This window comes from Microbacterium sufflavum, from assembly GCF_023101165.1.
Classification (GTDB): domain Bacteria; phylum Actinomycetota; class Actinomycetes; order Actinomycetales; family Microbacteriaceae; genus Microbacterium; species Microbacterium sufflavum.
In genome coordinates, this window is sequence record NZ_CP078076.1 from 3,040,515 (window position 1) to 3,058,313 (window position 17,799).

14 protein-coding genes and 1 tRNA gene are annotated in these 17,799 nt (G+C 70.3%); 8 read left to right on the plus strand and 7 right to left on the minus strand.

The window, feature by feature from the left end:
* Positions 1-249: 249 nt before the first annotated feature.
* The 6 genes from tkt to pgl are packed head-to-tail and all read left to right on the plus strand — an operon-like array spanning position 250 to position 8,348.
* Positions 250-2,346 carry a transketolase gene (gene tkt, locus KV394_RS14790; protein ID WP_247982874.1) on the plus strand — a complete coding sequence of 699 codons (2,097 nt, stop codon included), beginning with the start codon at positions 250-252 and terminating at the stop codon, positions 2,344-2,346.
* Complete coding sequence (tal, locus tag KV394_RS14795) at positions 2,343-3,455, plus strand: transaldolase (protein ID WP_136030153.1); 1,113 nt, start codon at positions 2,343-2,345, stop codon at positions 3,453-3,455. Before tkt ends, tal begins: the two co-directional genes overlap by 4 nt.
* Entirely contained in the window at positions 3,452-5,059 is a 1,608-nt protein-coding gene (locus tag KV394_RS14800) for a glucose-6-phosphate isomerase (RefSeq protein ID WP_136044871.1), read from the plus strand. Before tal ends, KV394_RS14800 begins: the two co-directional genes overlap by 4 nt.
* 21 nt (positions 5,060-5,080) lie before the next feature.
* Entirely contained in the window at positions 5,081-6,631 is a 1,551-nt protein-coding gene (gene zwf, locus KV394_RS14805) for a glucose-6-phosphate dehydrogenase (RefSeq protein ID WP_136030150.1), read from the plus strand.
* Positions 6,628-7,563 carry a glucose-6-phosphate dehydrogenase assembly protein OpcA gene (locus tag KV394_RS14810; protein ID WP_136030148.1) on the plus strand — a complete coding sequence of 312 codons (936 nt, stop codon included), beginning with the start codon at positions 6,628-6,630 and terminating at the stop codon, positions 7,561-7,563. The genes zwf and KV394_RS14810 overlap by 4 nt, the downstream gene beginning before the upstream one ends.
* Positions 7,564-7,568: 5 nt before the next feature.
* Positions 7,569-8,348 carry a 6-phosphogluconolactonase gene (pgl, locus tag KV394_RS14815; protein WP_168387194.1) on the plus strand — a complete coding sequence of 260 codons (780 nt, stop codon included), beginning with the start codon at positions 7,569-7,571 and terminating at the stop codon, positions 8,346-8,348.
* Positions 8,349-8,434: 86 nt separating this feature from the next.
* Here pgl and KV394_RS14820 read toward each other — a convergent pair whose 3' ends face one another.
* Positions 8,435-9,538 (minus strand): DMT family transporter, encoded by a 1,104-nt coding sequence (locus tag KV394_RS14820; RefSeq protein ID WP_308194377.1) that lies wholly within the window; start codon positions 9,536-9,538, stop codon positions 8,435-8,437.
* Between the two features lie 61 nt (positions 9,539-9,599).
* Between KV394_RS14820 and def the strand changes: the two genes are divergently transcribed.
* Positions 9,600-10,166: a peptide deformylase gene (def, locus tag KV394_RS14825; RefSeq protein ID WP_136036925.1), complete on the plus strand. Its 567-nt coding sequence runs from the start codon at positions 9,600-9,602 to the stop codon at positions 10,164-10,166.
* Positions 10,167-10,290: 124 nt separating this feature from the next.
* The gene (locus KV394_RS14830; protein WP_247981779.1) at positions 10,291-10,797 is read left to right on the plus strand and encodes a septum formation family protein; all 507 of its coding nucleotides are present in this window, start codon (positions 10,291-10,293) and stop codon (positions 10,795-10,797) included.
* Positions 10,798-10,800: 3 nt separating this feature from the next.
* Here the strand turns inward: KV394_RS14830 and KV394_RS14835 are convergent, their stop codons facing one another.
* From KV394_RS14835 to dusB, 6 genes are all read right to left on the minus strand, one after another.
* A complete protein-coding gene (locus KV394_RS14835) occupies positions 10,801-12,216 on the minus strand; it encodes an amino acid permease (protein WP_247981780.1) in 1,416 nt (471 codons plus the stop codon).
* A gap of 153 nt (positions 12,217-12,369) precedes the next feature.
* Positions 12,370-12,445: transfer RNA gene (locus KV394_RS14840), tRNA-Asn, on the minus strand.
* 97 nt (positions 12,446-12,542) lie between these two features.
* The gene (locus KV394_RS14845) at positions 12,543-13,316 is read right to left on the minus strand and encodes an ATP-binding cassette domain-containing protein (protein WP_136030137.1); all 774 of its coding nucleotides are present in this window, start codon (positions 13,314-13,316) and stop codon (positions 12,543-12,545) included.
* A 37-nt stretch (positions 13,317-13,353) separates the two neighbouring features.
* On the minus strand, positions 13,354-15,213 hold the full coding sequence (dnaG, locus tag KV394_RS14850; protein ID WP_136036922.1) for a DNA primase: 1,860 nt from the start codon (positions 15,211-15,213) through the stop codon (positions 13,354-13,356).
* Positions 15,213-16,598: a deoxyguanosinetriphosphate triphosphohydrolase gene (locus KV394_RS14855; RefSeq protein WP_247981781.1), complete on the minus strand. Its 1,386-nt coding sequence runs from the start codon at positions 16,596-16,598 to the stop codon at positions 15,213-15,215. The genes dnaG and KV394_RS14855 overlap by 1 nt, the downstream gene beginning before the upstream one ends.
* On the minus strand, positions 16,588-17,742 hold the full coding sequence (dusB, locus tag KV394_RS14860; protein ID WP_247981782.1) for a tRNA dihydrouridine synthase DusB: 1,155 nt from the start codon (positions 17,740-17,742) through the stop codon (positions 16,588-16,590). Before dusB ends, KV394_RS14855 begins: the two co-directional genes overlap by 11 nt.
* Positions 17,743-17,799: the final 57 nt, after the last annotated feature.

The following is a 17,799-nucleotide window of genomic DNA, read 5'->3' on the forward strand; positions in this document are numbered from 1 at the left end:
CGTCGAGATCTCGATCGCCTCCTCCGCGCGCGTTACGGGACAACCTCTCCAGTGTATGACACGCGATGACGCCTTCCGTGCCGCCCGGCCACCGATCGGATCCACCGTCACCGCTATGCTGAAGGCACTCGCGCGCCCGATGCTGCGCACACCCCCACCCGTCCTCGAGGCGGTGCGGAATGCGCCAGGGAAGTTGCGGATGCGCCAAGGAATACGGGCGCCCTCGAAACTGTCGGAAAGGGCATGAACGTGTCGGAATTGCAGTGGGACGAGATCGATCGACGCGCGGTGGACACCGCCCGGATCCTGGCGGCCGATGCGGTCGAGAAGGTCGGCAACGGCCACCCCGGCACGGCGATGAGCCTGGCTCCCGCGGCGTATCTGCTGTACCAGCGCGTCCTGCGGCACGACCCCGCCGACACCGACTGGCTCGGCCGCGACCGGTTCATCCTCTCCGTCGGACACTCGTCCCTCACGCAGTACGTGCAGCTCTACCTCGGCGGCTTCGGCCTGGAGCTCGATGACCTCAAGGCGCTGCGCACGTGGGGATCGAAGACCCCCGGCCACCCCGAGTACGGACACACGAAGGGCGTGGAGATCACGACGGGGCCGCTCGGGCAGGGCCTCGCCTCCGCCGTGGGCTTCGCGTACGCCGCCCGCTACGAGCGTGGGCTGTTCGATCCGGAGGCCGCGGCGGGCACGAGCCCGTTCGACCACTTCGTCTACGTGATCGCGGGTGACGGCGACCTGCAGGAGGGCGTGACCAGCGAGGCCTCGTCGCTCGCGGGCCACCAGCAGCTGGGCAACCTCATCGCGATCTACGACTCCAACCAGATCTCCATCGAGGACGACACCAACGTCGCGTTCACGGAGGATGTCGCCGCCCGCTACGCCTCCTACGGCTGGCACGTGCAGACGGTCGACTGGAAGAAGACGGGCGAGTACGTCGAAGACATCGCCGAGCTCTACGCCGCCATCGAGGCCGCGAAGGGCGAGACCGACAAGCCGTCGCTCATCATCCTCAAGACCATCATCGGCTGGCCGTCGCCCGGCAAGCAGAACACCGGCAAGATCCACGGCTCCGCCCTCGGCGCGGACGAGCTCGCCGCGACCAAGAAGGTCCTCGGGTTCGACCCGGAGCAGACGTTCGTGGTGGCCGACGACGTGATCGCCCACACGCGCGGCCTGGCCGAGCGCGCGGCCGAGGAGCGCGCCGCCTGGCAGAAGTCGTTCGACGCCTGGGCCGAGGCGAACCCGGAGCGCAAGGCGCTGCTCGACCGCGTCGAGGCCCGCGAGCTCCCCGCCGACATCGCCGACGCGCTGCCCGTGTTCGAGGCCGGCAAGGACGTCTCGACCCGCGCCGCGTCCGGCCAGGTCATCAACGCCCTCGCCGCACAGCTGCCCGAGCTCTGGGGCGGGTCCGCCGACCTCGCCGAGTCCAACCTCACCACGATCAAGGACGCGGCGTCGTTCATCCCCGAGGAGTGGTCGACGCACGAGTGGTCGGGCACCCCCTACGGCCGCGTGCTGCACTTCGGCATCCGCGAGCACGCGATGGGCGCGATCGTGAACGGCATCGTGCTGCACGGGCCGACGCGCGCGTTCGGCGGCACCTTCCTCATCTTCAGCGACTACATGCGCCCCTCGGTGCGTCTGGCCGCTCTGATGAACGTGCCGAGCATCTTCGTCTGGACGCACGACTCCGTCGCCCTCGGCGAGGACGGCCCCACCCACCAGCCCATCGAGCAGCTCGCCACGCTGCGCGCGATCCCGAACCTGGCCGTCGTGCGCCCCGCCGACGCGAACGAGACCGCCGCCGTGTGGCTGGAGATCCTCCGCCGCCACGAGGGCCCCGCCGGCATCGCCCTGACGCGACAGAACATCCCGGTGTTCGAGCGCGGTGACGGCGAGGCCTCCGGCGACACGTTCGCCTCCGCCGCTCAGGCCGTCAAGGGTGCGTACGTGCTCGCCGAGGCCCCGAACGGCACGCCCGACGTCATCATCGTCGCCACCGGATCCGAGGTGCAGCTCGCGGTGAACGCCCGCGCGGCCCTCGCCGAGGAGGGCGTGAACGTGCGCGTCGTCTCGGCCCCGTCGCTCGAGTGGTTCGCGGAGCAGGACGAGGCGTACCGCGAGAGCGTGCTGCCGTCGTCGGTCACGGCGCGGGTGTCGGTCGAGGCCGGCTCCGTGCTCACGTGGCGCGGCATCGTCGGCGACCGCGGTCGTTCGGTCGGCATCGACCACTTCGGCGCCTCCGCCGACTACAAGACCCTCTTCGAGAAGTTCGGCATCACCACCGAGGCCGTCGTCGCGGCCGCCCGCGAGACCATCAAGGAGAACGCATGAGCACCCCCACCGCACAGCTCGCCGAGGCCGGCGTCAGCATCTGGCTCGACGACCTCTCGCGCACCCGCATCTCCTCCGGCAACCTCGCGGAGCTGATCTCGTCGCGCAACGTCGTCGGCGTCACCACGAACCCGACGATCTTCGCCAACGCGATCACCGACAAGAACGACACGTCGTACGACGCGCAGGTCACCGAGCTCGCCGCGTCCGGCGCCTCGGCGGAGGAGGCCGTGTTCGCGGCCACCACGCAGGATGTGGGTGCCGCGCTCGACATCTTCCGCCCGGTGTGGGAGCAGTCCGGTCACGTGGACGGCCGCGTGTCCATCGAGGTCTCCCCCGACCTCGCGCATGACACCGACGGCACCGTCGCGCAGGCGAAGGAGCTGTGGGCGAAGATCGACCGCCCGAACCTGCTCGTGAAGATCCCGGCGACCAAGGCCGGCCTCCCGGCGATCACCGAGGCGATCGCGCACGGCATCAGCGTCAACGTGACCCTGATCTTCAGCCTGGAGCGGTACGCCGAGGTCATCGACGCCTACCTGACGGGCCTGGAGCGCGCGAAGGACGCCGGTGTCGACCTGTCGACCGTCCACTCCGTCGCGTCGTTCTTCGTCTCCCGCGTGGACACCGAGACCGACAAGCGCCTCACCGCGATCGGGACCGACGCCGCCGAGGCCCTCAAGAGCAAGGCCGGCCTGGCCAACGCCCGCCTGGCCTACGAGCTGTTCGAGCAGAGCTTCGAGACCGACCGGGCGAAGGCCCTCCTCGCGGCGGGGGCGAACGCCCAGCGTCCGCTCTGGGCGTCGACCGGCGTGAAGGACCCTGCGCTGCCCGACACCCTCTACGTCACCGAGCTCGTTGCCCCCGGCGTCGTCAACACCATGCCGGAGAAGACCCTCGAGGCCACCTTCGACCACGGCGTCGTCACCGGCGACACCATCACCGGCGGGTACGACGAGGCCCGTCAGGTCTTCGCCGGGCTGGAAGAGGTCGGCATCGACTTCACCGACGTCACCCAGGTGCTCGAGGACGAGGGCGTCGCCAAGTTCATCGATTCGTGGCACGACCTGCTCACCCAGGTCGCCGAGGCGCTGGAGGCACAGCGATGACCTTCGCGATCCATGCCTCGGGCGCCGCGCGTGCCGCGATCGAGGAGACCGTCCCGAGCCTCGTCCACGACCTGGTCGCCTCGCGCATCACGAGCGGCGACGCCACGCTGTGGGGTCCGGCGGCCGAGGCCGAGGCCTCGATCCGGCTCGGGTGGGTCGAGGCGGTCTCCGTCTCCCGGCCGCTCGTCGCCGAGATCGTCGCCCTGCGCGAGGAGCTCGCCGCGAAGGGAGTCACGCGCGTCGTGCTCGCCGGCATGGGCGGGTCGTCGCTCGCGCCCGAGGTGATCGCACAGACCTCGGGTGTCCCCCTCACGATCCTCGACTCCACGGCGCCCGGCCAGGTGCTGGCCGCGCTCGACGAGGGCCTCGCCGAGACCGTGCTCGTGGTGTCGTCGAAGTCCGGGTCCACGGTCGAGACCGACTCGCAGCGTCGCACGTTCGAGGCGGCGTTCCGCGACCTCGGCATCGACCCGACCGAGCGCATCGTCGTCGTCACCGACCCGGGCTCGCCGCTCGACGCCTCTGCGCGCGAGGCTGGGTACCGCGTGTTCAACGCCGACCCGAACGTGGGCGGCCGCTACTCCGCGCTGACCGCGTTCGGTCTGGTGCCGTCCGGCCTCGCGGGCGTCGACATCGACGAACTGCTGAACGAGGCCGAGGCCTCGCTGCTCGAGGTCGCCGTCGACTCCGCCGAGAACCCGGCCCTGCGCCTGGGCGCGGCCATCGCCGCGACCACCCCGCGCCGCGACAAGCTGGGTCTGATCACGGACGGCACCCACATCAAGGGCCTGCCCGACTGGATCGAGCAGCTCATCGCCGAGTCCACGGGCAAGGAGGGAACCGGCATCCTCCCGGTCGTGCTGCTCCCCGTCTCCCCCGAGCTCGACCCCGTGCCCGCCGACCTGCAGATCGTGCGACTGGTCGACGACGCGAACGAGTTCCACCTGCACGAGCGCCACGAAGGTGAGATCCTCGTCAGCGGCACGCTCGGCGCGCAGTTCATCGTCTGGGAGTACGCCACCGCCATCGCCGGGCACCTGCTCGGCATCAACCCGTTCGACCAGCCCGACGTCGAGTCGGCGAAGGTGGCCGCGCGCGGCCTCCTCGACGCCCGACCCGAGCCCACCGCCCCCGCGTTCGTGGAGAACGGCGTCGAGGTGCGCGTGTCGGACCCGGCTCTCGCGGCCTCCGGCACGGTCGAGGGCGTGCTCGACGCGCTGTGGGCGCAGCTGCCCGCCGACGGCTACGTGTCGATCCAGGCGTACGTCAACCGTCTCGAGGTGCCGCAGCTGCAGGGCCTGCGCGAGCTGGTCGCGGCCGACTCCGGTCGTCCGACCACGTTCGGCTGGGGCCCGCGCTTCCTCCACTCGACCGGCCAGTACCACAAGGGCGGCCCAGCGCAGGGGGTGTTCCTGCAGATCCTGGAGCGCACGGACGTCGACCTGGAGATCCCCGATCGTCCGTTCACGTTCGGTCAGCTCATCCAGGCGCAGGCCGCCGGCGACGCGGGCGTGCTCGCGGAGCACGGGCGTCCCGTCGTCTCGCTGACGATCACGGAGTCGTCCGACGACGTGCTCACCCTCTTCGAAGCCGCACAGAAGTAACAGCAGGAGAAGCCCCCACCGATGACTGTTCCCCTCTCGCGCGGGCACAACCCGCTGCGCGACCCCGACGATCGCCGGCTCAATCGGATCGCGGGGCCCAGCGCCCTCGTGATCTTCGGCGTCACGGGAGACCTGTCGCGCAAGAAACTCATGCCCGCGGTGTACGACCTCGCCAACCGCGGCCTGCTGCCCCCCGGGTTCGCTCTGGTCGGGTTCGCCCGACGCGACTGGGAGGACCAGGACTTCGCGCAGGTCGTGTACGACGCGGTGAAGGAGCACGCCAGGACGCCGTTCCGCGAGGAGACCTGGGCGCAGCTGTTGCAGGGCATCCGCTTCGTGTCCGGCGAGTTCGACAACCCGGACTCCTTCCGCAAGCTCAGGGAGACCGTCGAGCGTCTCGACGTGGAACGCGGCACGATGGGCAACCACGCGTTCTACCTGTCGATCCCGCCGAAGGACTTCCCGCTGGTGGCGAAGCAGCTCAAGGACTCCGGGCTCGTCGGGCAGGACGCCGACGACGATGAGCGGTGGCGGCGTGTGGTCATCGAGAAGCCGTTCGGGCACGACCTCGAGTCAGCCCGCGCGCTGAACGCGGCGCTGGAGGTCGCGTTCCCCGCCGACTCGATCTTCCGCATCGACCACTACCTCGGCAAGGAGACGGTCCAGAACATCCTGGCGCTGCGCTTCGCCAATGAGCTGTACGAGCCGATCTGGAACCGCAACTACGTGGACCACGTGCAGATCACGATGGCCGAGGACATCGGCGTCGGGGGACGCGCGGGGTACTACGACGGCATCGGGGCGGCCCGTGACGTGATCCAGAACCACCTCCTGCAGTTGCTGGCGCTCACCGCGATGGAGGAGCCGATCAGCCTGTCGGCGGAGCATCTGCGCGCCGAGAAGGAGAAAGTGCTCGCCGCCGTGCACGTGCCGGAGGACCTGTCGCTCGCGACGGCCCGCGGGCAGTACGCCGGTGGCTGGCAGGGCGGCGAGAAGGTGACCGGCTTCCTCGACGAGGAGGGCATGAACCCCGAGTCCACGACCGAGACCTACGCGGCCATCAAGCTGGAGATCGACACGCGACGCTGGGCGGGCGTGCCGTTCTACCTGCGCACCGGCAAGCGCCTCGGCCGTCGCGTGACCGAGATCGCCGTCGTGTTCAACCGGGCACCGCAGCACCTCTTCGGCCGGGGCAACGCCTCCGAGCTCGGACAGAACGCGCTCGTCATCCGCGTGCAGCCCGATGAGGGTGTCACGATCCGGTTCGGCTCGAAGGTCCCCGGCACAGGCTCGAACGTGCGCGACGTCACGATGGACTTCGGCTACGGCCACGCCTTCACGGAGGCGAGCCCGGAGGCGTACGAGCGGCTCATCCTCGACGTGCTGCTCGGAGACCCGCCGCTCTTCCCGCGGCACGAGGAGGTCGAGCTCTCCTGGAAGATCCTCGACCCGGTGGAGAAGTACTGGGCGGCCCAGGGCGGCCCGGTGGAGCAGTACGCTCCGGGATCGTGGGGCCCGGCGTCCGCCGACGACCTGCTGGCCCGCGACGGACGAGTCTGGAGACGCCCGTGATCATCGACCTTCCCGACACGACCGTCAGCCAGGTCGCGAAGCAGCTCGTCAAGGTGCGCGAGGAGGGCGGCGCGGTCGCCCTCGGACGCGTGCTGACGCTCGTCATCTCCGCGCGCAACGGAGTCGCGGAGGCCGCGATCGACGCGGCCAACGACGCCTCGCGTGAGCACCCGATGCGCGTGATCGTGCTCACGACCGGAGACGGCGAGTCCCGCCTGGACGCACAGATCCGTGTGGGCGGAGACGCCGGAGCCAGCGAGGTCGTGGTGCTGCACGCCTACGGCGACGCCGCCAGCAACGAGGAGAGCCTGATCACCGGGCTCCTGCTCCCCGACGCACCCGTCGTGGCGTGGTGGCCGGAGGAGGCTCCGGCGTCGCCGTCGTCCTCCCCGCTCGGCCGCATCGCGCAGCGCCGGATCACCGACGCCGCGACCTCGCCCGATGTGCGCGACCGGCTCGCGCTGCTCGGCCGCACGCACGCGCCCGGCGACACCGACCTCGCGTGGACGCGGCTCACGCACTGGCGCGAGCAGCTGGCCGCCGTGCTGGATCAGCCGCCGTACGAGACCATCACCGCCGTCGAGGTGCGCGGGGCCGCCGCCTCCCCCTCCACCGCTCTGCTCGCCGCGTGGCTGCAGATGGCGCTGGACGTGCCGGTGCGGTGGTCGTACGAGAGCCCGGAGGAGTGGCAGGAGGGCATCAAGTCCGTGCGTCTGACGCGTGAGTCCGGTGACATCCTGCTGGAGCGTCCCTCGCCCGGCATCGCCGTGCTCACGCAGCCGGACCAGCCCAACCACGACCTCCACCTGCCGCGGCGCACGCTGCGCGAGTGCCTCGCCGAGGAGCTGCGCAGATTGGATCCAGATCTCCTGTACGGTCGAGTCATCACGGATGGCTGGGAGAAGCTCGGTCCGCCCGAGACGGGAGAGTGACACCGATGTCGGAATCGTCCGCAGAGAAGCGGGTCGTGGTCGAGGCCACCCCGACAGCCCTCGCCCTCCGGGTCGCCGATCGTTTCCTCACCCGCGTCAAGGCGCGCACCAGGAACGGTCGCGTCGCCCACATCGCCCTCACCGGCGGTTCCATGGGCGGGGCCGTGCTCCGTGCGGTCGCCGACAACCCGCGCGCGGCGGACATCGACTGGTCGCTCGTGCACTTCTGGTGGGGCGACGAGCGCTTCGTTCCCCGCGACGACTCGGACCGCAACGCGCTCCAGTCCCGCAACGCCCTGCTCGACCACATCCCGGTGCCCGAGGAGAACATCCACGAGGCCGCGGCGTCCGACAGCGGTCTGAACCTCGACGAGGCCGCTGCCGCGTACGCGGCGGAACTCGCCCGGTTCGGCACGGACGACCACCCCTGGCCGTCCTTCGCGGTGTGCTTCCTGGGCGTCGGTCCCGACGGCCACATCGCCTCGCTGTTCCCGGATCGCGAGGAAGTGACGGTCACGGACGCTGCCGCGCTGCCGGTGCGCGATTCCCCCAAACCCCCGCCGGAGCGGATCACGCTCACGCGTCCGGTCCTGAACTCGTCCAAGCGGGTCTGGCTCGTGCTGACGGGAGCGGACAAGGCCTCCGCGCTGGGCCTCGCACTGGCGGGCGCGAGCTATACGAGCGTGCCGGCGGCCGGTGCCAAGGGGCGCAAGCGCACGGTGTACTTCGTCGACGAGGCCGCAGCGTCCGAGGTGTCGCCCGACCTCATCGATCAGACCTACTGAGCCGGTCCTCCGGCCGCGGTCGCGCGCCCGCTCGTCCTCGGGGACGGGCGGGCGTCTGCGTGCGTCGCGTCGAACCGAGAACGAGGCTACGGGGCGTCGGGGCGCGTGCGCGCCTCGGGGTCGTCGCCAGAGCGCGGCGCTTCAGCGGCGGACGTCTCCTCGACGGCAGACGCCGCGTCGCGCATCGGTGACGGCGGTGCGGCGGCTGCGGCATCGTCCGCGTGCGTCGGAGCCGAGCTGCCCCGGGTGATGCCGAGCTCCTGGCTGTCGCTGAGCACCTGCGGGTGGTAGCGCGCGAGGCCCACGACACCCCACACGGCGATGCCCCCGGCGATCGCGAAGATGATGAGCACCCACCACGGCGCGGCGGCCGCCTCGCCCAGCACGACCATGCCGATGAGCACCGCCACGAGCGGGTCGACGACCGTGAGTCCGGCGATCACGAGGTCGGGGGGTCCCGAGCTGTAGGCGGTCTGCACGAAGTACGCGCCCACGGCCGCGGCCGACACCAGGGCAAGCACGCAGACGGCGGTGATCCATTCGAACTGGCCCGCCTCGATGCGCTTGATGACGACCTTCGCGAGCGTCGCCACGAAGCCGTACAGGATGCCGGCTCCGATCACGTAGAACAGCGCGCGCATGCGGTGACGCAGGATCAGCCAGCACGCACCGAGCACGATGATGACGACGAGCAGGAGGGCGAGGATCACGAACAGTTCGCGGTCGGTGACGTCCTGCTCCGTCGCGAAGATCGCCGCGAAGAACACGAACAGGAAGATGCCGCCGACGCACGCCACGATCGCCGTGAGCGACTGCCTGGTCGGGGAATGCCCGGAGATCCGCGCGTTGAGGAGCGTCGTGATGACCAGGGCGATCGCGCCGAGCGGCTGCACGACGATCAGTGGCGCCTGCACGAGGGCTGCGAGCTGGCAGACGATCGCGAGGCCGAGCATCAGCGTGCCGATGATCCAGGACGGGCGCGTGAGCAGACCCTTGATCTGGGCGAACGTGAGCCCGGAGGTGCCGGTGGAGCCGCTCAGCCGCTCGACCTTCTCCACCCCGCGGTGCTGGTACTGCGCGCCGAGCGACATGAAGACGGCACCGGCCAGGGCGAGAGGGATGCCGAGCAGGATCCCCGGGTTCTGGAAGGCACCGACGAGCTGGTCGCCGACGTCTTCGGCCATCCCCATCCACACCCCTGCGCTCACACTACGACCCTACCCGGAGAGTCTCGCGGACTAGGGTTGTGACGTGGCCGTACTTCCGATTCGCATCATGGGCGATCCCGTCCTCCACTCCCCCGCATCCCCCGTCGAGCAGATCACCGAGGAGGTGCGCACGCTCGTCTCCGACATGTTCGAGACGATGGACGCCGCTCCCGGCGTCGGGCTGGCCGCCCCGCAGGTCGGGGTGCCGTTGCGCATCTACACGTACAACTACGTCGACGACGAGGACCGCCCCTGGCGAGGCGTGCTGATCAATCCCGTGCTGTGGATGACGCCCCCCGAGCCGGGCGCACCCGACCCCGATCTCGAGGCGGAGGGATGCCTGTCGTTCCCCGGCGAGCGGTTCCCGCTCCGCCGGTCCGATCGCGTGCGCGTGACGGCGATCGACCTCGACGGCGCGCCGGTGACGCTCGAAGTGGATGGGTGGCGCGCTCGCATCATGCAGCACGAGTTCGACCACCTCGACGGAGTGCTCTACATCGATCGACTGTCGGACGCCGACTGGAAGACCACGCAGAAGATCGCCCGCAAGCGCGGATGGGGTCGCCCCGGTGTGAGCTGGCTGCCCGGGGTGGACGACCTCGAGGGCTGAGCGCTTTCAGCCCACGCACAGCATCCGTCGAGTTGCGTCACAGACTTCGGGCACTATAGCGTGTTCGCGGCGGGGATATATCAGCATGCCCCGCACCACGCTTTGGAGGGGAAACATGATGAAGATGCGCACTCGGCGCGCGCTCGTGCTCGCAGGATCGATCGCGGCGGCCTCGCTCGCCCTGAGCGGCTGCAGCGCGATCAACAGCATCCTGGGCAGCGGCTCCGGTGACGCGAACCGCGACGAGGAGACCGGCCAGGTGACGGAGAGCGCCAACATCGACGTCTTCTCCGTGAAGCTCGGCGACTGCATGCTCGAGACCGGCTCGGGGATGCTCACCGACGCGAACGTCGTGCCGTGCACCGAGCCGCACGACGAAGAGGTCTTCCACGAGATCACGATGGACGACGGCGACTACTCGGAGGACGCCATCGGCGCCGCGTCCGAGGGGTGCATCGGCGACGCGTTCACCTCGTTCGTCGGCATCGGCTACCAGGAGTCGGCCCTCGACGTGACCACGCTCACGCCGAGCCAGGACTCGTGGGAGCAGGCGAACGACCGGGTGATCCAGTGCCTGATCGTCGACCCAGCCGGGCAGGTCGAGGGCTCCCTCGCCGGCGCCGCGCGCTGACGGTCAGTCCACCACCGCATCGGCGGCCGGGAGCGATCCGCTCCCGGCCGCCTTCTGCGTCGAGCCGCCTCCGGCGCGGTGACGGAGCATGCCGACGACACTGACGAGCACCGCGATCGCGAGCGAGATCGTGATCTGCCAGAGGGTGTCCGGCTGGAGGAACATTGCCAGGCACAGAGCGACGATCACCGCCACGACGACGTAGCTGAGCACCGGAAAGCCCCACATGCGCAGGGGCACCTGCACACCTCGGCGCATCGCCGCCCGCCGCAGCCGGATCTGCGACACGGCGATCACGAGCCAGACGAAGAGGGCGATCGCCCCCGACGAGTTCAGCAGGAACAGGAAGACCGTGTCGGGATACAGGTAGTTCAGCCCGACGGTGATGAACCCCACGACCGCCGCGACCAGCACGGCGTACCGGGGCGAGCCGTTCCGCGCCGTGCGGCCGAGCAGCGCGGGGGCGTCGCCCCGCCGAGCCAGCGAGTAGAGCATGCGGCTCGCCGTGTAGAGGCCCGAGTTCAGGCACGAGAGCACCGCCACCAGCACCACGACGTCCATGATCACCGCCGCCACCGGGATGCCGATCGCGTCGAGAACCGCGACGAACGGGCTCTTCGCGATCGAGGCGTCGTTCCAGGGTAGCAACAGCACGATCAGGGAGATCGACCCGACGTAGAAGACGATGATCCGCCACACCACGGAATTGACCGCCTTGCGGACGGCCACGGTGGGGTTGGTCGATTCCCCGGCGGCGATCGTCGCAATCTCCGAGCCGAAGTACGAGAACACCACGACGAGGATGCTCGAGAACGCGGCGAGCACGCCGTTCGGGAAGAACCCGCCGTGGGCCACGAGATTGTCGAGCCCCGGTGGGGGGAACCCGGGGAACGCGCCGAGCGCCGCCAGCACCCCGATCACGAGGAACGCGGCGATCGCGACGACCTTGACCCCGGCGAACCAGAACTCGAACTCGCCGTACGACGCGACGGACGCCAGGTTCGTGAGGGTGAGCACCACCATGAGCGCCAGAGCGAATCCCCACTGCGGGACTCCGGGCATCCACCGGTGGAGGATCAACGCGCCGGCGGTCGCCTCGACGCCGAGGACCACGATCCAGAACCACGCGTAGAGCCAGCCGATGCTGAAGCCCGCCCATCGACCGATCGCGCGGTCCGCGTACGTGGAGAAGGAGCCGCTGTCGGGGTTCATCACCGACATCTCCCCCAGCATGCGCATCACCAGCACGACGATCACCCCGGCGGTCGCATAGGCGATGATCGCGGCGGGTCCTGCGGCGTGGATCACCGCCCCCGAACCCACGAACAGCCCGGCGCCGATGACGCCCGCGATCGCGATCATGGACATGTGGCGCGGCTTGAGCCCTGAGCGCAGTTCGCGGGGGTCGGATGTCGTCATCGATCTCTCCTTCGACCGCGAACGAGGTCAGCGGTGCGACGAGAGTAACATTTTACTGTGAACAGACCGATACTCTGCTGAGTGGTCTCGTCCGTAAGGACGCGCGTCTCGGGAGACGAGAAGAGCCCCCTCCGCAGAGGGGGCTCTTCTCGTTGGCTCCCCGGCTTGGACTCGAACCAAGAACCTGCCGGTTAACAGCCGGCTGCTCTGCCAATTGAGCTACCGAGGAATGTGCTCCGCTGTGCGGGCAACTCGACAAGCTTAGCAAACTCCGAAGGCCGTTCGTGACACCGACGGCCCTTCGCCGGACGCCGGGCGTGTCGCCATCAGCCGCGGGAATCGGTCTCCGCGTTGGGCACCCAGAGCAGGTCCTTCCCCACCCCTCTCGCCACCACGTGGCCGCCGCGCAGCATGAGCGTCTCGGCATTGAGCTCGCGGATGAAATCGGCGTCGTTCGTCACCAGCAGCGCCGCCATGCCCTCCTCGGTGCGTCGCCGCGTGATCGCGTCGAACACCACCGGGCGCACCTCGAGGTCGAGGTTGGCCAGCACCTCGTCCGCGATCAGGACCCGGGGCTCGAGCACGAACGACCGGGCGATCGCGACGCGCTGCCGCATGCCCGCGCTCAACTCGTACGGGAACTTCGACGCCGTCCCCAGGGGCAGGTGCAGCTCGTCCAATAGCGTCGCGACACGGATCGACAGCGCCTTGGTGTTGACGCGGCGCTCGCGGATCAGGATCGGCTCGGCGATGACCTCATTCACCGTGAGCCGCGGCGGCAGATCCGCGCCCGCACCCTGCGGCACGAATCCCGTGCGGTACGTGAGGATGCGGTGCTTGCGACCGGGACGGCGGATGTCGATGCCGCAGACCTGGGCGCTGCCGCCCACCACGCGCACGGAGGGGTCGGTGGACCCGGCGAGAGCGGCGACGAGCGTCGATTTCCCCGACCCCGTGGGTCCGGCGACGCAGATGAGCCCGCCGGGCGCCAGGGTGAACGTGACCCCGTCCACCGCGCGGTTCGGTGTGCCGTGACCGATCCGGTCGATCACCAGATCGGAGCACTCGATCGCGGACGTGGAGACGGGCCTGCGGGACATGTCTTCCATCCTGCCCGCTGCACCGCGCCCCGCCCCGTTACGACTCGGCCGAGAAGCGCTGACGCTCCACATCGATGTCACGGAGACGGACCCGCAGAGCCCGCCCGCCGTCGGAGTCCGCCGGGACGCGCTGCACCGCACCCAGGAGCTCCTGCTTCTCCCGCTCGAGCTGCCGCACCACCAGCCGCCGCGCGAGATCCGTCGCGGAGGCGACCGCCCCCGCCTCGTCGCGCGCCGGGAACGGCGTCATCAGCAGCTCGCCGCCGAGCGACCGGTACGGCTCCCGCACCGCATTGACCGCATCGGTCACCCACCCCGGCCTGCTGCGGTCCGGAGCTGCCGCGATCGCCTCGCGCACCGCGTCGAGCCCCGGCGTGCGGAACGGCTGTGACAGCGCACGGTCGAGCAGCACCGCGTCGATCTGGTGCCCGTACTGCAGCGCACCCATGAGGGCGTCGCGCTCCACGGCCACATCGGCGGTGCGGGGCAGGCTCGCCAGCGTGACCGCGGCCACCGCAGGGGCACCCGAGGTGGCGTCGGGGGTCGAGGTCTCGCGCCTCGGCGCACCGGTCGCCGCGCCCCGAGCCGCCCGCTCGACCTCGCCGTGCACCTCGGTCGGGTCCATGCCCAGACGGCGTGCCAGTACACGCTCGTATCCCGGGCGCAGCAGACGGTCCCGGATCTCCGCCACGATCGGCGCCGCGGCCCGGAGCGCGCCCACGCGGCCCTCCACGGTCGAGAGGTCGAAGCCGGCGAGCTTGCGGTCGATCGCGAACTCGAACATCGGCTGCTTGGCGTCCATGAGCCCGCGCACGGCCGCATCGCCGCGCTGCAGGCGGAGGTCGCACGGGTCGAGCCCGTCCGGAGCCACGGCCACGAAGGTCTGCGCGTTGAAGCGGTCGTCCTCCGTGAACGCCCGCAGCGCGGCCTTCTGCCCCGCCTCGTCGCCGTCGAACGTGAACACGACCTCGCCGGAGGCGTTGTCGTCGCCCATGACACGGCGCAGCACCTTGATGTGCTCGGTGCCGAACGCCGTTCCACACGTCGCGATCGCGGTCGTGAGACCGGCGAGGTGACACGCCATCACGTCGGTGTAGCCCTCGACGACAACGACGCGCCGGGGGTCGCCGCGGGCGATGTCGCGCTTGGCGAGGTCGAGCCCGTACAGCACCTGCGCCTTCTTGTAGATCGGGGTCTCGGGGGTGTTCAAGTACTTGGGGCCCTGGTCGTCGTCGAAGAGCTTGCGCGCGCCGAACCCGATCGTCTGTCCCGACACGTCGCGGATCGGCCACACCAGTCGCCCGCGGAACCGGTCGTACACACCGCGCTGCCCGGTCGACACGAGTCCCGCGGCGCTGAGCTCGTCGCGCGTGAAGCCCTGCGCCGACAGCGCTTTGAGCATCCCGTCCCACCCGCGCGGCGCGAAGCCCACCCCGAAGTGCGCGGCTGCTCCGGCGTCGAAGCCCCGCTCGCCGAGGAACCGACGCGCGGCTTCGGCGTCGGGGGTCAGCAGTTGGGCGCGGAAGAACTCCGCCGCCGCCGTGTTCGCCGCGTACAGGCGGCTGCGGCCACTGGTCTCCGGGGCCGCTCCCCCGTCTTCGTAGTGCAGGGTGTAGCCGATGCGGCCCGCCAAGCGCTCGACCGCCTCCGTGAAGCTCACGTGGTCCATCGCCCGGAGGAACGAGTACACGTCGCCCGACTCCCCGCAGCCGAAGCAGTGGTAGTAGCCGACCTGCTGGCGGACGTGGAAGCTCGGGCTCTTCTCGTCGTGGAACGGGCACAGCCCCTTGAGGGATCCGACCCCCGCCGACTTCAGCGCCACGCGCTCGCCCACGATGTCGGCGATGTTCGTGCGGGCCTTCACCTCGTCGACGTCGGCCTGCCGGATCCGCGGCATCAGTGCGCCCCTTCGGCGACGGGACGCCGCGTGACGGGGGTGCGCGTGCCGGGTCGCGCGTGACGCGGGGTCCAGATGCCGACCTCCGCCGGGTCGATCTCCCCGACGAGCCGGTTGTGCCAGTCCACCGCGCTCTGGTCGGTGAGGCTCGCGATCTGATCTACCACGGCCCTCGCCCGCTCCGCGTCGCTCTCGGCGGCGACGAAGTCGGCGGCGAACGCGGGCTCCAGCACGTCGGCACCGGCCGACCACAGCGCATCGGTCGACCACAGGGCGTCGGCGAGGCGCTTGAGCACCCGCCGCTGCTCCTTGTACACGCCCTTTCGTGCGTCGATCGTGACGATGGCCTGACCCATGATGCCCTTGAGCACGGCGATCTCGACCTCGATCACGCGCGGCACGATGACGTGCGCGTTGTAGCGGACCAGCGGTGCCGTGCCGTAGGCCTCGCGCGTCGCGGACACGGCCGCACGGGCGAAGCGCCCGATCAGGTCGCTGGTGAGGTTCTTCAGCCGTGCGAGCGACTGTCGCGAGCGGTCGAACGACGCGAGCCACATCGGCTGCGATGCCAGACGGTAGAGGGCGTCGGCGAGCTCGTCGCGCGTGAAGTCATAGCCCACCCACTGCTGGATGCGGCTGAGCAGTGCCTCATGGGCCGCGGGGTCGGCGAGCTGCGCCACGTCGACGTAGCCGTTGACGATCGCATCCTCGAAGTCGTGCACCGAGTAGGCGATGTCGTCGGAGAGATCCATGATCTCGGCTTCGATGCACCGCAGGCGGCCGGGCGCCCCCTCGCGCATCCAGCGGAACACCGCCTCGTCCTCCGGGTACACACCGAACTTGAGCCGGCCGCCCGGGTCGGGCACGGGGCTGTCCACCGTCCAGGGGTACTTACAGGTCGCGTCGAGGCTGGCCCTGGTCAGGTTCAAGCCGACCGAGTGCTCGTCCGCGTCGAGCACCTTGGCCTCGAGGCGCGTGAGGATGCGCAGCGACTGCGCATTGCCCTCGAAGCCGCCGATCGGCTCCGCCCACTCGTTCAGCGCCCGCTCGCCGTTGTGACCGAACGGCGGATGGCCGAGGTCGTGGCTCAGGCAGGCGGTGTCGACCACGTCGGCGGAGACGCCGAGCGCCGCGGCGAGCTCGCGGCCCACCTGCGCCACCTCGAGCGAATGCGTCAGGCGGTTGCGAGCGAAGTCGGCCGTGCTCGCCGGGCTGAGCACCTGCGTCTTGGCGGCCAGACGGCGCAGCGCGGCCGAGTGGAGCACGCGGGCCCTGTCACGCGCGAAGTCGTCGCGCTCGGAGCGGTGCGTCTCGGCGAAGAAGCGCTCGGCGTCGCGCGGGTGGTAGCCGTCGGCGCGACCGCCGACCGAGGGGTCATCCGCCACTGTTCTCGATCTCCGCTCCACGCATCATCTCCGAGGCGCTGGAGGCCAGCTCGCGCGACTCCAGCCACTTCTCCGGCAGCGCCGTCTTCTTCGGGTGGCCGGCGCGCCCGCGCTGCCCCTCGGCGTCGGCTCCAGGGTACGGTGCCGACCGGTCGAGGCGACCCAGCAGCTCGTCGATCTCGGCGAGGCTCGACGCCGTCGCCAGGCCCGTGCGGATGTCGCCGCCGACGGGGTAGCCCTTGAAGTACCACGACACGTGCTTGCGCACGTCGCGGCACCCGCGGTCCTCGTCCTCGAAGAACTCCACCAGCAGTTCGGCGTGACGGCGGAACGCATCCGAGACGAAGCCGAGAGTGGCGTCGACCGTCTTGCCCGCGCCGCCGAACGCGTTGGCCAGCTCGCCGAACAGCCACGGCCGCCCGAGGCAGCCGCGACCGACCACCACACCGTCGCAGTCGGTCTCGGCCATCATGCGCACGGCATCGTCGGCCGACCAGATGTCACCGTTGCCGAGCACCGGGATGCTCGTGACGGCCAGCTTGAGCTCGCCGATCGCGTTCCAGTCCGCGTGGCCGGAGTAGAACTCGCTCGCGGTGCGGGCGTGCAGCGCCACCGCGGCCGCCCCGGCGTCCTCCGCCGCGCGCCCGGCGTCGAGGAACGTGAGGTGATCGCGGTCGATGCCCTTGCGCATCTTGACCGTGAGCGGGATGTCGCCGGCGGCCTTCACGGCCTGATCCACGATGTCGGCGAACAGCTTCGACTTCCAGGGCAGAGCCGCCCCGCCGCCCTTGCGCGTGACCTTGGGCACCGGGCAGCCGAAGTTCAGGTCGATGTGGTCGGCGTGGTCCTCCGCCACGATGATGCGCACGGCTTCCGCGATCGTCTTCGGATCGACGCCGTAGAGCTGGATGGACCGCGGCGTCTCGGACTCGTGATGACGGATCAGCCGCATCGTGGTCTCGTTGCGCTCGACCAGCGCGCGCGACGTGATCATCTCGCTCACGTACAGCCCCGCGCCGTACTCCCGGCACAGTCGCCGGAAGGCCGTGTTGGTGATGCCCGCCATGGGTGCGAGCACGACCGGCACGTCGAGGTCGATCGGGCCGATGCGGAGGGGGCGGGCGGGGGCGGTGGCGACAGTCATGGCACGTCCATTCTCCCAGACCCGGAGCCCCTGCGGATGCGGCGACCTAAGCTGTGC

Excerpts from the sequence above, each read along its gene's own strand:
- KV394_RS14820 (WP_308194377.1), bottom strand. The coding sequence starts at position 9,538 with ATGGGGATGGCCGAAGACGTCGGCGACCAGCTCGTCGGTGCCTTCCAG.
- KV394_RS14845 (WP_136030137.1), bottom strand. The coding sequence starts at position 13,316 with ATGTCCCGCAGGCCCGTCTCCACGTCCGCGATCGAGTGCTCCGATCTG.
- KV394_RS14835 (WP_247981780.1), bottom strand. The coding sequence starts at position 12,216 with ATGACGACATCCGACCCCCGCGAACTGCGCTCAGGGCTCAAGCCGCGC.
- KV394_RS14830 (WP_247981779.1), top strand. The coding sequence starts at position 10,291 with ATGCGCACTCGGCGCGCGCTCGTGCTCGCAGGATCGATCGCGGCGGCC.
- pgl (WP_168387194.1), top strand. The coding sequence starts at position 7,569 with ATGTCGGAATCGTCCGCAGAGAAGCGGGTCGTGGTCGAGGCCACCCCG.
- dusB (WP_247981782.1), bottom strand. The coding sequence starts at position 17,742 with ATGACTGTCGCCACCGCCCCCGCCCGCCCCCTCCGCATCGGCCCGATC.
- KV394_RS14800 (WP_136044871.1), top strand. The coding sequence starts at position 3,452 with ATGACCTTCGCGATCCATGCCTCGGGCGCCGCGCGTGCCGCGATCGAG.
- dnaG (WP_136036922.1), bottom strand. The coding sequence starts at position 15,213 with ATGCCGCGGATCCGGCAGGCCGACGTCGACGAGGTGAAGGCCCGCACG.
- tal (WP_136030153.1), top strand. The coding sequence starts at position 2,343 with ATGAGCACCCCCACCGCACAGCTCGCCGAGGCCGGCGTCAGCATCTGG.
- zwf (WP_136030150.1), top strand. The coding sequence starts at position 5,081 with ATGACTGTTCCCCTCTCGCGCGGGCACAACCCGCTGCGCGACCCCGAC.